This window comes from Niveispirillum sp. FG156, assembly GCF_057809555.1.
The window spans coordinates 96,692-110,926 of sequence record NZ_JBMDKE010000014.1; the positions used below are offsets into that span (position 1 = coordinate 96,692).

Annotated in this window: 14 protein-coding genes; 5 read left to right on the top strand and 9 right to left on the bottom strand. The window is 64.0% G+C overall.

The window, feature by feature from the left end; translation table 11 throughout:
• Nucleotides 1-7: 7 nt before the first annotated feature.
• Nucleotides 8-985: an esterase-like activity of phytase family protein gene (locus ACODSP_RS11010; protein ID WP_488965638.1), complete on the bottom strand. Its 978-nt coding sequence runs from the start codon at nucleotides 983-985 to the stop codon at nucleotides 8-10.
• A 147-nt stretch (nucleotides 986-1,132) separates the two neighbouring features.
• Between ACODSP_RS11010 and ACODSP_RS11015 the strand changes: the two genes are divergently transcribed.
• Together ACODSP_RS11015 and ACODSP_RS11020 are read left to right on the top strand one after the other, a co-directional pair.
• Complete coding sequence (locus ACODSP_RS11015) at nucleotides 1,133-1,429, top strand: hypothetical protein (protein WP_488965639.1); 297 nt, start codon at nucleotides 1,133-1,135, stop codon at nucleotides 1,427-1,429.
• A gap of 14 nt (nucleotides 1,430-1,443) precedes the next feature.
• Nucleotides 1,444-1,752: a hypothetical protein gene (locus tag ACODSP_RS11020; protein ID WP_488965640.1), complete on the top strand. Its 309-nt coding sequence runs from the start codon at nucleotides 1,444-1,446 to the stop codon at nucleotides 1,750-1,752.
• A gap of 196 nt (nucleotides 1,753-1,948) precedes the next feature.
• Here the strand turns inward: ACODSP_RS11020 and ACODSP_RS11025 are convergent, their stop codons facing one another.
• From ACODSP_RS11025 to ACODSP_RS11050, 6 genes are all read right to left on the bottom strand, one after another.
• Nucleotides 1,949-2,746: a head GIN domain-containing protein gene (locus tag ACODSP_RS11025; RefSeq protein WP_488965641.1), complete on the bottom strand. Its 798-nt coding sequence runs from the start codon at nucleotides 2,744-2,746 to the stop codon at nucleotides 1,949-1,951.
• Between the two features lie 218 nt (nucleotides 2,747-2,964).
• Entirely contained in the window at nucleotides 2,965-3,735 is a 771-nt protein-coding gene (locus ACODSP_RS11030) for a GIN domain-containing protein (RefSeq protein WP_488965642.1), read from the bottom strand.
• A 345-nt stretch (nucleotides 3,736-4,080) separates the two neighbouring features.
• Nucleotides 4,081-5,460 carry a histidine--tRNA ligase gene (hisS, locus tag ACODSP_RS11035; RefSeq protein WP_488965643.1) on the bottom strand — a complete coding sequence of 460 codons (1,380 nt, stop codon included), beginning with the start codon at nucleotides 5,458-5,460 and terminating at the stop codon, nucleotides 4,081-4,083.
• A gap of 75 nt (nucleotides 5,461-5,535) precedes the next feature.
• Complete coding sequence (locus ACODSP_RS11040; protein WP_488965644.1) at nucleotides 5,536-5,934, bottom strand: hypothetical protein; 399 nt, start codon at nucleotides 5,932-5,934, stop codon at nucleotides 5,536-5,538.
• 157 nt (nucleotides 5,935-6,091) lie between these two features.
• Nucleotides 6,092-6,496 (bottom strand): hypothetical protein, encoded by a 405-nt coding sequence (locus ACODSP_RS11045; RefSeq protein ID WP_488965645.1) that lies wholly within the window; start codon nucleotides 6,494-6,496, stop codon nucleotides 6,092-6,094.
• Between the two features lie 143 nt (nucleotides 6,497-6,639).
• Nucleotides 6,640-7,170 carry a pentapeptide repeat-containing protein gene (locus ACODSP_RS11050; RefSeq protein WP_488965646.1) on the bottom strand — a complete coding sequence of 177 codons (531 nt, stop codon included), beginning with the start codon at nucleotides 7,168-7,170 and terminating at the stop codon, nucleotides 6,640-6,642.
• Nucleotides 7,171-7,341: 171 nt separating this feature from the next.
• Here ACODSP_RS11050 and ACODSP_RS11055 point away from each other — a divergent pair, with 171 nt between their 5' ends.
• Together ACODSP_RS11055 and ACODSP_RS11060 are read left to right on the top strand one after the other, a co-directional pair.
• On the top strand, nucleotides 7,342-9,519 hold the full coding sequence (locus ACODSP_RS11055; RefSeq protein ID WP_488965647.1) for an ATP-binding protein: 2,178 nt from the start codon (nucleotides 7,342-7,344) through the stop codon (nucleotides 9,517-9,519).
• A gap of 97 nt (nucleotides 9,520-9,616) precedes the next feature.
• The gene (locus ACODSP_RS11060; protein ID WP_488965648.1) at nucleotides 9,617-10,684 is read left to right on the top strand and encodes a homocysteine S-methyltransferase family protein; all 1,068 of its coding nucleotides are present in this window, start codon (nucleotides 9,617-9,619) and stop codon (nucleotides 10,682-10,684) included.
• Between the two features lie 10 nt (nucleotides 10,685-10,694).
• Here the strand turns inward: ACODSP_RS11060 and ACODSP_RS11065 are convergent, their stop codons facing one another.
• Together ACODSP_RS11065 and ACODSP_RS11070 are read right to left on the bottom strand one after the other, a co-directional pair.
• Nucleotides 10,695-11,126 (bottom strand): type II toxin-antitoxin system VapC family toxin, encoded by a 432-nt coding sequence (locus ACODSP_RS11065; RefSeq protein WP_488965649.1) that lies wholly within the window; start codon nucleotides 11,124-11,126, stop codon nucleotides 10,695-10,697.
• Entirely contained in the window at nucleotides 11,123-11,410 is a 288-nt protein-coding gene (locus ACODSP_RS11070) for a FitA-like ribbon-helix-helix domain-containing protein (RefSeq protein WP_488965650.1), read from the bottom strand. Before ACODSP_RS11070 ends, ACODSP_RS11065 begins: the two co-directional genes overlap by 4 nt.
• A gap of 81 nt (nucleotides 11,411-11,491) precedes the next feature.
• On the opposite strand from ACODSP_RS11070, the gene metH reads away from it, so the two are divergent.
• Nucleotides 11,492-14,176: a methionine synthase gene (gene metH, locus ACODSP_RS11075; RefSeq protein WP_488965651.1), complete on the top strand. Its 2,685-nt coding sequence runs from the start codon at nucleotides 11,492-11,494 to the stop codon at nucleotides 14,174-14,176.
• The last annotated feature ends 59 nt before the right edge of the window (nucleotides 14,177-14,235 follow it).

Below are 14,235 nucleotides of genomic sequence, written 5' to 3' on the forward strand. Positions count from 1 at the left end.
TCCACCATCATGGCCGCCACTCAAACATGGTCAGCAGCGTGCGCTGAATGATCGGTTTGAAATTATTGTCGGACACCAGATAGACCGCGACCCCGCCACCCGGCAGGGGTCGCGTGTCGATCCCTTCATAATTCTCCGTCGCCATGGGCGGCTGCAACCGGGCGATCTCCCGCCCTTCCACCACCCCGCCGTTGGTCAGCGCCGCCGCCTCCACCTTCACGATGCGGCTGCCCCAACCGCCCAGCAGGCCGACGCGGCGTTCCAGCACCAGGATGCCGCCATCGGGCAGGCGTGCCGCATCCACCGGCAGGAAGGGCGACAGCGCCTGATAGGTGAACTCACCCCACGCTCCCGGCCCACCGATCCAGGCGCGGTGCCGCCCCTGCCCGTCCCCATCCTCCGCAATGGCCAGCAGGCGCCCGTCGGGCAGCGACAGCAGCGTTTCGATCCCCGCATTGAAGGGCAGTGCCGCAAACCCGTCCGGCACCGGCAGTTCCACCGCCGCCGATCCGGCCAATGCCGGCGGATAGCGCAGGATCGAATGCCGCCGCTCCATGGACACGGCCCAGCCATCACCCGGCCACTTCCCGATCAGGGCCAGACCTTCGGTATCGTTGAAGAAGCCGGGCAATCCCTGCCCATCCGCGCCCAGCAGCGGATCGATGCTGTACCCGCCCGCCGCGATCAGGTCGCCCGCCGGGCCATAGGTCAGCCGCCCCGCGATGCGCTTTCCCCGGTCGCTGATCGCCACGAACTGCGACCCGTCCGGGCTGACGCGCAGGGCGGAAAGGCCGCCGAAATCCGGATTCGCATCACGCAGATGCAGGGTCCCGCGCCAGACCAGTTCCCCCGCCCGCACCGGTGCCGCCGTTTCCTCCAGCAACGCCACCGGCGTGCTGGGCGGCCCGTCCTGACCGATGGCACAGCCGGAAAGCGTCAGCGCCAGGAACAGGGCGGCGGGCAGACGCAGAAGGCGACGCGGCATTCAACTACTCCGTTCAGGGGAAGCGGGGGCAACGGGCTTATCTCCATCGGATGGGGGTATGCCATGCCCCCTTCCTATCGCGGATGCGAAACGTTTATCTTGGTTCCTGCCATGGCAACAGTATGACAATCACAGGCGGTTGGCGCGATGAGTGACAGTGAACTGACCCCGCAACCCGATCCCTCGGCGGAAACCTCCCGCCTGGACCGGATAGAGGCCCGACTGGCCGCACTGGAAGACCGGATCGCCGGGGCAGGCGCCGCCTCGGCTCCGCCGCGTGATGCCGACCCGGCCCCCGCCGCCGCCAGTACGGCCACCGCTTCGACCCCGCCCGGCAGCCCGGCCTTCCTGGAGCCGCTGACCGATTTCGTGCGCAACAACCCCGTGCTGTCGCTGATCGGCGCCATCGTCGTGCTTGTCGTGCTGTCCCACCTGTTCGGCTGAAAGGGGCTGACGACATGAGCAGCTATAGCTTTGAAACCACGATGAAGTTCAAGAATCGTGGCGACATGGAAAAGGCCGAGGACTGGATCAACGCCAATATCAAGGGCCTCTGGGCCCTGGAATTCCTGGGCATGCAGGAAGAGATGAGCGTGGATACCGGCCTGCGCAGCAATGTGCTGAAGGTCATGTTCAAGTTCGGCCGCAAGGAGGATTTCGAACGGTTCCGCAACGAATATGTGCTGGGCAAACCCTCTAGCGCGGCCAAACAGGCCGGCAAAGCCCCCGAAAAGCCCAAGGGCTTCTTCGCGCGGCTGTTCAGCTGATCCTCTATTCGTCATCCCGGTGACAAGCCCATGGGCGCTAAGTTAGCGGTTTGATGTGTCGAATTGGTTCGCTTTCTTCGTCATCCCGGCGAAAGCCGGGATGACGAAAATTGCTATTTGAATGATCACCTTAAAAGCCAGCAGCCGGGCGTCCCCCGACACCCGGCTGCTGGCTTCCCGGACAGGCTGACTATCCTTAACCGGAAATCTTCTTGCCATTGACCCGTACGCTGGCCAGCCCGGAAGAGCTGATGCGGCGGTCCTTGGCCTCGCCATCGAAATTGACGGAGCCGAGGCCGGACACCGACACGTCCAGCAGATCGACCTTGCCGTCGTTGAGATCGACATCGCCGACGCCACTGACCCTCACGGAGACGGGGCCATTGACGCCGGCGACATCGACATTGCCGAAACCGGCGATCTTGATATCCGCGCCCTGTCGCACGGTGCCGATATCAATATCGCCCGCTCCGGCGATGTTCAGGTCCAGCTTGCCGGCAATATCGCCGGTATGAATGCCGGCGGCTCCCGCCACATCAATGCGCGCCGCGCTCAACCGCCCGGTTTTCAGGTCGGCGGCGGCACGGATGTCGGCGGTCAGCGGGCCGTCAAGGTCCCCCACTTCCAGCTTGCCGATCATGTCATCGATACGGATGGAGCCACCTTTGGGGATGGTGATGGTGATGACCACATCGCCATCATCCATTTTCCAGTCGCGGCGCCCCTGCTTTTCGATGGGCTTGGCCCGGGCGACAACCACGCCGCCATCGCCGGCCCGCGCCGACAGCAGGGGAAATTCCTCGGGCTTGGCATCGATGGTGACCACCATGCCCTTGGCCGACGGATCGACATTCACCTTCACCTCGCCCACCACATCGCGGATGGTCAGGGCCGATCCGTCGAACTGCATCGGGCCCGAATTCTCGGCCTGGGCAAGCCCGGTCATGGCGACGAACGCGATACCGGCGAAAAGCATGGAAGCGGATTTACGCATGGTCAAAGGCCCCCCACGGCCCAGGTTGCAGGCAAACTTTCCCGTCTCCCGCCACCGTCGGCGGCGGGATGGAACGACTTATCGGATGAAGGTCGATCTATACTGGGCTGTGGTGAGTGGAACTCATCACGGCCCGGTTGGCGCATTGAGCGCCCGCGTGCCCATGCACGCGCAAGCCCGAGCCGCCGGATGGCGGCGCCCGGCGCTTGAGGGCGAACTTAACTGCTCCGGCCCGTCACGCGGACATTGCCGGAGCCGGACTGGTCAATGCTCTGGTTGCGGGCAACGCCGTCCAGCAGCAGCGAGCCGGAACCGTTGATCTCCACCGCCAGCGGGTCAGCCACGCCGGACTGGATGCGGATATCGCCGGACCCGTTGATCTCGGCATTGATGGGGCCATTGGCATGGGCCAGCGTGATCTCGCCCGACCCGTTGATCTCCAGCGCCGTCTTGCCGCTGGTGCGGCCCGTGATGACGGAGCCGCTGCCATTGATCTCCACCTCAATATCGCGGTCGACATCGCCCAGCTTCACATCGCCCGACCCGTCGATGCCGATGCTGGCCGTGGACACCCGGCCCACGCTCAGCGTGCCGGAATTCATGCCGTCAACGGACAGGGCACCGCGCAGGTCGCCGACCGTCCCCTCCCCCGTGAAGCCGTCAATCTCCAGTTTGGTGCCGGCGGGAACGGTCAGGGTGACGGTGATCCAGTCATCCTTGTCGCGCCAGCGGCGGTCACGCGGGCTGTCTTTCTGATGGATGACCAGATCGTCACCCTGCATCTTAACCTCGACCAGCTGCACCCAGCGGTCGGGGCCGGTGACGCTGGCCGTCACCTTGGAGGCGCTGCTATCGACCTTCACCTGCACATGACCGACAACATCCTCCAGCGTGACCTCACGGGCGGCATAATCCTGCGGCCCAAACGCCAGTGCCGGCAGCGCGGTCAGGGTCAGGGCAGAGGCGAACAGGGCGGCTTTCAGCGACATGATGGTCAGGCTCCGATGGTATCGGTTGGTTCTGACCTGAATAGAGCAACGCCCGTGCCAACCCGGAAAAAGGCGGAAATGCGTGGGCGATGGGGTTGGCCGATACAGAATACGGCGACGAAGTGGCGGGATCAGCGACGCGAGGTGGCGACAATGGCAACTGCGCCGATCCCGCTGCACTCCCCCTTTTCGTCATCCCGGCGAAAGCCGGGACCCAGGGGCCACAGGATCAGACCTTTCCACCGCACCAACCAACGTTGCCGAACGGTTGGGCGCTTGGCTCCTGGGTCCCGGCTTGCGCCGGGATGACGAGGAGGGGCGGGCGACGAAAGGAGATCACCCTGCTCACCCAATCGTCCCTTGGAACCAACCCACCAGTTCCTCGACCTTCACGGCCACTTGCGTGCCGGCCACCATGTCCTTCACCAGGACCTCGCCCTTGGCCTTTTCATCGCTGCCCATGATGACCGCGTAACGGATGCCGGCCTTGTCGGCATATTTGAACTGCTTGGCCGGCTTGTCGGGCGACAGGTAGATCTCGGTATTCACCCCGCCCTGGCGCAGGGCGGCACCGATGGCGAGATAGTCGTTCAGCAGGCTAGGGTCGAACTGCGTCACCAGCGCCTGCACGGAACTGTCGCCATCCTTGACGATCCCGGCCTGTTCCAGCGCATAGAACAGGCGCGTCAGGCCGATGGAGATGCCCACACCCGGCAGCTTGGACTTGGTGTAAAGCCCGGCCAGATTCTCATACCGCCCGCCGGAGCAGACGGAACCCAGCGACCGGTGATCGGTCAGGAACGTCTCATAGACGGTGCCGGTGTAGTAATCCAGGCCACGGGCAATGGCCAGATTGATGCGCCAATGCGTCTCCGGCACGCCGAACGCGGTTAGGGCCGCCACCACTTGGCGCAGCTCCTCCACCCCTTCCTTGAACAATTCATTGTCCAGACCCAGACGGTCCAGATGCGCCAGCGTGTCCGCCGACGACCCGCTGAACCCGATCATGTCCAGCACGCTGGCCGCCTGTTCACCTGACAGGGCAATCCCGTCTGCCGTCAGCAGGTTCAGAACATCCTCACGCGACAGCTTGTCCAGTTTGTCCACCTGCCGCAGCACCAGGATGCGGATGCCGGGGTCGGTGACGCCCAGCGCCTCGAACATGCCCAGCAGGATCTTGCGGTTGTTGAAGTTGATCTGGAACGGCCCGACATTCAGTTCCGTGAAAACGGAATAGATCACGGCGGGCATTTCCGCGTCATAGGCGACGGGCAGGCTGTCCTTGCCGATCACGTCGATATCGCACTGATAAAACTCACGATACCGGCCCTTCTGCGCCCGCTCGCCGCGATAGACGCGCTGCATCTGATACCGGCGGAAGGGGAAGGCCAGCTCGCGCTCATACTGCGCGACATAGCGGGCCGTGGGCACCGTCAGGTCGAAGCGCAAGGCCAGATCGGGCTTGTGCCCCTGCTCGATGGCGCCCGTCGACTGCACGAAATAGACCTGCTTCTCCGTCTCCCCGCCCGACTTGGACAGAAGCACGTCCGCCACCTCGAACACCGGCGTCTCCAGCGGGATAAAGCCGAACCGTTCGTAATTGCGACGGATCGTGTCCAGCATGCGCTGGAAGGTGACCTGACGGCGCGGCAGCAATTCCATGGTGCCGGCGGGGGTGCGGGGGGTGATCAGGGCCATGTCGGTCGGTTCCGGACGCGATTTCAACAATCTGTCCAGCCTTTTACCGGTCTACAGCACCGCCCGCCAGCCTCATCGGCGGCAGGGGCGCCATGCCCGCCTTCATACCGGTCTGGCGGACGGTTCGGCCAGCCAGCGCAGGGCCGATACATCATCCCGGAAGGCCCGGTGCTTGGCGCCGGGATAGAAACTGGCCAGGATGACCAGCACGCGCGGGTAATTGTCCGGAAGAAGATAGGCACAGCGCACGGTCTGCTGACCGGAAATCGCCCAGGGCGCATGCCGGCGCAGGTCGCGGATCATGCCCCAGTCGATGGAGCCGGTGAAACGCCTTATATCCACCAGCACCCGGTTGTCCGGCCGCAGCAGCCCTTGTTCAACAGCCAGCTCCATAGCCATCTCGATATCCGCCGACGCCACATCCCCCGACAGCAGAATGCAAAGGAATCCTTCACTCAACGCGATGGAAATATGGTCTGACCGGTGACCTACGGAAAACATGCAGGGGCAATCCGTCTAACCAGAAAAGCGGCGCGCAATATGGCTTCCACCACCCGATACGTCAATGACGGCGTGGATAATTTATACGATTATTCCTGAAATTCGCTTCGGATTTTCAGCGCACTTGATGATAAACATGCCCGGATCATGGCGAAGGTCATGCAGCCAGACAGTGTGGCGCGGGCGTTTCTTCCTGCAACCAGGTACGGGCCGACGCCTCGTCCCGGAATGCACGGTGACGGGCAAGGGGATAGTGGCAGGCCGCCACCGCCATCAGGGCCAAACCCTCTTCCCGCAACAGATAGGCCACTTTCGCTTCCGGCACGTGGACCCAGGGTGCATGCCGTCCCATGCGGCGCACCACGCCCCAATCAACGACGCCGACAAACAGGCTCATGTCGATCAGAACGGAACGGCAATCTTGGTAAAGCCCCGCCTCATGTCCGATATCAATGGCAAGATCCACATCACCCGGCACCGCTTCGCCGGTCACATATAAGGTGACCACATCATTATGTGCGAAAATCGTGATGAAACCGGCGCGAAAGCCAACGGAAAACATGACGCCGATCCTGCAATAACCTGAAGCGGCGGGACGATTATTCCGGTCAGATCACGCCGTCAATGAAAACGTTTTCAAAATACTTCAAGCAAAGGGCAAGCCTGCCCTGCCATATCTGCGGCTGAAGATTAATAAAAAACTCATCAATGGCACTGCCCGACCGACCCTTCGCCGCACAGCCGGCCATCGGCCCAGCGGGCACCCGCCAGATCGGCATTGCGCAGGTCGGCCCCGTCCAGTTTGGCCCCCGTCAGGTCGGCCCCCTTCATGATGGCCCCCACCAGCTTGGCATTGCGCAGATCGGCATTCTTCAGGCTGGCCCCGGACAGTTCGGCACGGGTCAGGTCCGCCTCGATCAGGCGGGCGCCATCCATGACCACCCGGTCCAGGCGGGCCGACAGGAACTTGGCGCGATAGGCATCGGCACCGGTCAGGGTCGCCCCCGAAAGGTCGCTGCGCTGGAACGTCGCCTCGCGCAGCATGGCCTGGACCAGCGACACCGATTTCAGGTCGCGCCCATCCATATAGCAGCGGCGCCAGTTGACGCCATCGGCGGCGGCATCGGTGCAGGCGGCCATGGCCCCTCCGGCGCCAACCACCAGGGCGATCAGCAGGCCGGTCAGATGTTTCAGGGCGGCGGCGGCGGGTACAGGCGGCGGGTTGGTCTTGTTCATGCCATGAAAATAAGCAGCGCCCCCGGCCTGCGCAACCGGCGGCCCGGAAAATGGTGTATTTTCTGTAAATGGATGGCGGTACCGGCATTCGCGCCGATTGCAACGCCGCCGCGACTGTCGCAAAGTCACAGGCAGGAAACGTCTTTTGCGGGATAGTGCGGAAATATGGCCGTGCAGCGTTATTTGGGCCATTCCGGTATGATGCGCTGGTTCTGGGCGCCTCTTGTCGCGACATTGATCCTTTCATCCCTGTGGGTCGGCCTGTCCGCCGCCTTCACGCAACGGCCCTTGGCCGTGGATGGCGTGCTCGATCTGCGCGGCTGGGATTTCCGCCATGACGGGCAGATTTTCCTGGAAGGCGACTGGCAGTTCTGGCGCGACCGTCTGGTCAATCCGGCACAGATCACCGACGGCTCCGCCCCGCCGCCCGCCCTGCTGGACGTGCCCGGCCGCTGGACCAGCCAGAAGGTGAATGGCGTGCCGCTGAATGCCGAAGGTATCGGCACCTATCACCTGCGCGTGCTGCTGCCCAAGGATGCGCCGCCGCTGGCCATGCGCCATAATCAGCGGTTTGTGGCCTGGAACGTCCTGGTCAATGGCGAACGCTCCGTCTATGCCGGCAATGTCGGCACCGATGCCGACAGCACCGACAGCGCCGGGCAGAAGGCCATCTCCGCCGTCGGCCCCATCGATGGGGTCCTGGACATCACGGTGCAGGTGGCGGCCTTTGGCGGCTATGGCGGCATTCCGCGCGCCCTGCTGCTGGGTGATGCCGACAGCATGTATGGCGACTGGCAGCAGGAACTGGCCTTCCGCACGGCCTTCCTGTCGGTCTGCCTGTCCATCGGCGTTTTGTACCTGATCCTCTATGTCCTGCGCCCGCGCGACCGGGAATGTTTGGTCTTTGCCGTCATGTCGGTGGCCATCGCCCTGGTGCAACTGACCTCCAACACACCGCTGGGCAGCGAGGTTCTGTACTCCCTGCCGGGGCAGTTGCTGGGTTTCCTCAACAATGTGATGTTCCCCTTCGTCTGGCTGTCCTGTCTGGCCAGTGCCGCCCTGCTGTTCCCCGGCTCCCTGCGCAAGGGTCTGGCCTGGCCCTCCTTCCTGTTCATCCTGGCTGTGCCGGTGGCCAGCCTCTGGACCCTGCAATTCCCCTGGCTGCTGACCTGGACCGCCACCATCGGCCTGATCCTGGCCCTGATGACCCTGATCGCGGCCACAGGCACGGCGGCCAAGCAGCGTCAGCCGCTGGCCCTGCCCATGGCCATCGCCTGGACTGTGCTGGGCGTTTCCAATCTGGCCCTGGTCCACCGCGTCGGCTTCACCGGCATCATGGAGGCCGGGTACTGCTTCATGCTGTTCCTGCAGGCAGCATTGCTGATTGACCGGCTGCGCCACATGCTGGATCAGGCCAAGCAGTCCAACGCCCGTCTGGCCGCGCTGAATGGCGCGCTGGAGGATCAGGTCGCCGACCGGACCAAACATCTGTCGGAAACTGTCGACCGGCTGCAACTGGCGCAGGACCGGCTGGTGCAGTCGGAAAAGCTGGCCAGCCTGGGCCGGCTTGTCGCCGGTGTCGCACATGAGGTGAACACCCCCGTCGGCACCGCACTGACCACCGCCACCCATCTGGCGCAGCAGGTTGAAGCGGCGGAGGAGGCGATGGCTGCCGGCACCATGACGCGCCGACAGCTTGCCGATTTCCTGACAGAGGTGAAGGAGGCGGCCAACCTGCTGACCACCACCGTCGAACGCACCGCCGCCGTGGTGCAGAGCTTCAAGCAGATTGCCACCGAACGCTCCGACGAAACCCGCCGCCTGGATCTGCATGACCTGTTGGGTGAGTTGCGCCCCGCGATGGAGGTGCGAACCGATGCGCCGCATGTGCGGTTCGTGATGGAAAGCAAGCCGGGTCTGGTGCTGGAAACCAATGGCGGCGCCCTGACCCAGGTGCTGGGCCAGCTTCTGTCCAACTGCATGGACCATGCCTTTCCCGACGCCCGCTCCGGCATGATCCGCGTGGCCGCCGGCCTGACGCCGGATGGCGCCGTCGATCTGCTGGTGGAGGATGATGGCGTCGGCATTGATCCCGATATCCGCCCCCGCCTGTTCGAGCCCTTCACCACCACGGGCCGCGCCGATGGGCGCACGGGCCTGGGCCTGCACATGGTCTATACGCTGGTGGCAGGCCCCCTGGGCGGCACCATATCGGTGACCGACCGCCCGGATGGCGGCACCCTGGTGCAGGTGCGCCTGCCCGCCAGCCCCCGGACGGAGGCGGAGACCGCTTCCCCTCCCCCCATCCCCAGCGTGGGCGCTGCCGGCATGTCAGCCATCATCACATAAAGATATCTTTATGTTTGCATGGGTGATGCCCCGGCGGTAGAACCAATGCCAGGGGTGGTGCGCCTGCGCCCGCCGGTTGGATGATGGAGGGCTTAAGATGACCAGGGCTGAACGGCTGTCCCGGCTGCGCGACATTGCGCGCCAGCGTATCCTGGTGATCGACGGCGCCATGGGCACCATGATTCAGCGGCACGATCTGCAAGAAGAAGACTACCGGGGCACGCGCTTTGCCGACTGGGGCCATGATGTGAAGGGTAATAACGACCTGCTGTCGGTGACCCAGCCCAAGATCATCTATGATATCCATGCCCAGTATCTGGATGCCGGCGCCGACATCATCGAAACCAACACCTTCAATTCCACCAGCATTTCGCTCGCCGATTACGGCATGGAAAAGCTGGCCTACGAGCTGAATTTCGAAGGGGCGAAGCTGGCGCGCCAGGCCGCCGACGCGGCAGAGGCCGCCGATCCGACCCAGCCGCGCTATGTCGCAGGCGCCCTTGGCCCCACCAACCGCACCGCCAGCATCAGCCCCGTGGTCACCGACCCCGGCTTCCGCAACGTCGATTTTGATGAACTGCGTCTGGCCTATAAGGAACAGACGGCGGGCCTGATCGATGGCGGGTCCGACCTGCTGATGGTGGAGACCATCTTCGACACGCTGAACGCCAAGGCCGCCTTGTTCGCGATTGAAGAGGTGCTGGAAGAAAAGGGCCTGGAACTGCCCGTCCTGATCTCCGGTACCATCACCGACCGGTCGGGCCGCACCCTGTCCGGTCAGACGACGGAGGCGTTCTGGAACAGCCTGCGCCATGTGAAGCCCTTCTCCGTGGGTCTGAACTGCGCCCTGGGGGCCGATCTGATGCGCCCCTATATCCAGGAACTGTCGCGCATCGCCGATGTCTTCGTCTCCGCCTACCCCAATGCCGGCCTGCCCAACGCGTTCGGGCAGTATGACGAAAAGCCCGAACATATGGCGTCCGACCTTCAGGGCTGGGCCAAGGATGGCCTGGTCAACATCGTCGGCGGCTGCTGCGGCTCCACGCCCGACCACATCCGCGCCATCGCCCAATCGATAAAGGGCCTGCCGCCCCGCGAACCGGCCCAACCGGAGCGCTCCATGCGCCTGTCGGGGCTGGAGCCGTTCACCATGCCCGCATTCTAAGGGGGACCGCTCAGGTGCCCGCAGCTTCTGCCCATGGATCGACCAATGTCACGCCCGCATCGGCGAAATGCCGGATGTTGCGCGTGGCTAGCGTCGCGCCATGGGCAAGGCAGATGCCGGCGATCATGGTGTCACGGTGGTCCACGACCATACCCACCCGCTTGCGTCGCCCGTGCAAGGTTGCCGCCAGTTGTGCCGCCTGTTCCGACAGAACCAGAGGCCGCTGGATCAGCAACTCCGATAGCAAAATCTTGGTGCGTTCGGCCAATGCATCACGGCGGCGACCAGCATCCAGCCGCTCCACCCCGGCCCAAAGTTCGAATACCGTCACCGTCGTTGTAATCAGTTCAGCTGCGAACTGCGCATCCAACCAGCGAACGATAGTCGGATCAGGCGTTTCCGCCGTTATGGCGGAGATTATGTTCGTATCCAGTACGATCATTTTGAATAGTCAGGCACCTGCCAGTTACCGCCCCGCAATTCCGGTATTTCCTGTTCCCGAAACCCATATCCGGAACCAGCGAACAGGGCAGATATCTGTGTCCCCAGTCCGGGTTGTCGGGTGGGTTTCTGCGGGATGGCCTCATCCGGGACCGTGCTGGCGACATCGGCCAGAATGGCCAGCACTTCATCGTCCAGCGACCGTCCATGCTGCTGGGCGCGGGCGCTCAGCCGCTCGAACGTATCGGCATCCAGTTTTGTCGACAGTACAGCTACATATCCCATCGCCACCTCCCGGTCGGCCATTTTCCTAACATAACACGCCTCCTACCTGCCCCCAAGCACCCCTAGCCCCCGAGACCGATCATGACCACCGCCCCCCGCACCGCCAGCTTCATCAATATCGGCGAGCGCACGAACGTCACCGGCTCGGCCAAGTTCAAGAAGCTGGTCCTGGACGGCAATTACGAGGCCGCGCTGGACGTCGCGCGCGAGCAGGTGACCAACGGCGCGCAGGTGATCGACGTCAACATGGACGAGGCGATGCTGGACAGCGAGGCGGCCATGGTCCGTTTCCTGCGCCTGATCGGGTCGGAGCCGGACATCGCCCGCGTGCCGGTGATGATCGACAGCTCCAAATGGAGCGTGATCGAGGCAGGCCTGAAAAATGTCCAGGGCAAGCCCATCGTCAATTCCATCTCCCTGAAGGAGGGCGAGGAGCTTTTCGTCGCCCAGGCGAAGAAGATCCGCCGCTACGGTGCCGCTGTCGTCGTCATGGCCTTTGACGAGAAGGGTCAGGCCGACACGCGCGCTCGCAAGTTGGAAATCTGCAAACGCTCCTACGATGTGCTGGTGAACAAGGTCGGCTTCCCGCCCGAAGACATCATCTTCGACCCCAACATCTTCGCCGTCGCGACCGGTATCGAGGAGCACAATAACTACGCCGTCGACTTTATCGAGGCGACGCGCGACATCCGCCGCGAATGCCCCGGCGCCCACATCTCCGGCGGCCTGTCCAACGTCTCGTTCAGCTTCCGCGGCAACAATACTGTGCGTGCCGCGATGCACTCCGTGTTCCTCTACCACGCCATCCCGGCGGGCATGGATATGGGCATCGTCAATGCCGGCGAACTGCCCGTCTATGACGATATCCCGGAAGAGCTGCGGGAGCGGGTAGAGGATGTGATCCTCAACCGCCGCGATGATGCCACCGACCGCCTGCTGGAAGTGGCCGACAAGTATAAGGGCGGTGAGAAGAAAAAGGCCGCCGACCTTTCCTGGCGCAGCCTGCCCGTCAGGGAACGTCTGGCCCACGCCCTGGTCCACGGCATCGACGAATATATCAATGACGACACCGAAGAGGCGCGTCTGGCCGCCGAACGCCCCCTGCACGTCATCGAAGGCCCCCTGATGGACGGCATGAACGTGGTCGGCGACCTGTTCGGCGCCGGCAAGATGTTCCTGCCCCAGGTGGTGAAATCCGCCCGCGTCATGAAAAAGGCCGTGGCCTGGCTGCTGCCCTATATCGAGGCGGAGAAGGACGGGGCCAAGTCCGAACCGGCGGGCCGCGTCCTGATGGCCACCGTGAAGGGCGACGTCCACGATATCGGCAAGAACATCGTCGGCGTGGTGCTTCAGTGCAATAATTTTGAGGTCGTGGACCTGGGCGTCATGGTCCCCTGCGCCCGCATCCTGGACGAGGCCAAGGCCCATAATTGCAACATCATCGGCCTGTCCGGCCTGATCACCCCGTCGCTGGACGAGATGGTGTTCGTGGCCCGCGAGATGCAGCGTACGGGCATGAAAATGCCCCTGCTGATCGGCGGGGCCACCACGTCCAAGGTCCACACCGCCGTCAAGATCGACCCCAACTATGACGGCCCCGTGGTGCATGTGCTGGATGCCAGCCGCGCCGTCGGCGTGGCGCAAAGCCTGCTGAGCCCCACCAACGGCCCCGTCTATACCGCCAAGACCAAGGCCGATTACGCCGCCATGCGCGAGGCACATGCCGCCAGCCAGCTTTCCCGCGCCCGCCTGCCCTTCACCCAGGCCCGCGCCAACGCCCTGAAACTGGACTGGGCCAGCTACAGCGCGCCGCAGCCGCTGAAGCCCGGCGTGACGGTGTTTGACGATTACGATCTGGCCGAACTGGTCGCCCGCATCGACTGGAAACCCTTCTTCCAGGCCTGGGAACTGCACGGCAATTTCCCCGCCATCCTGGACGATGCGAAGGTCGGCGAGAGTGCGCGCGCACTCTGGGCCGATGCCCAGGCCATGCTGCAAAGGATCGTGGGCGAAAAATGGCTGCGCGCCAACGCCGTCGTGTCGCTGTGGCCCGCCAACAGCGTCGGCGACGATATCGAGCTGTACACCGACGCCACGCGCACGAATGTCCTGGACCGCCTGCACATGCTGCGGCAGCAGATGGCCCGCGACCCCGGCCGCGACCGCGCCCACCTGTCACTGGCCGACTATATCGCGCCCAAATCCAGCGGTGTGGCCGACTGGATCGGCGGCTTCGCCTGCACGGCGGGCATCGGCCTGGATGAACGCGCCAAGGCGTTCGAGGCCGCGCACGATGATTACAGCGCCATCCTGCTGAAGGCCCTGGGCGACCGCCTGGCGGAGGCCTTCGCCGAACGCCTGCATGAACGTGTGCGTACCGAGCTGTGGGGTTACGCGGCGGGTGAGGAACTGACCAACGAGCAGTTGATCGCCGAACAATATCGCGGCATCCGCCCCGCCCCCGGCTACCCCGCCTGCCCCGACCACACGGAAAAATCCACCCTGTTCCGCCTGCTGGACGCCACCAATATCGCCGGCATCACCCTGACCGAAAGCTTCGCCATGCTTCCCACGGCAGCGGTCAGCGGCTGGTACTTCGCCCACCCCGACGCCAAGTATTTCGGCGTCGCCAAGATCGAACGCGACCAGGTCACCGACTACGCCGCCCGCAAGGGCATGAGCCTACCCGACATGGAACGCTGGCTAGCCCCCAACCTGAACTACGACCCCGACGCAGCGGAGCGGGCAGCGGTGACGGCGGCGTAAAGCCCCCCACGCCCCCCTCCTTTCCGCCCCTCGCCCACGAACGTGGGAGAGGGAGGGGC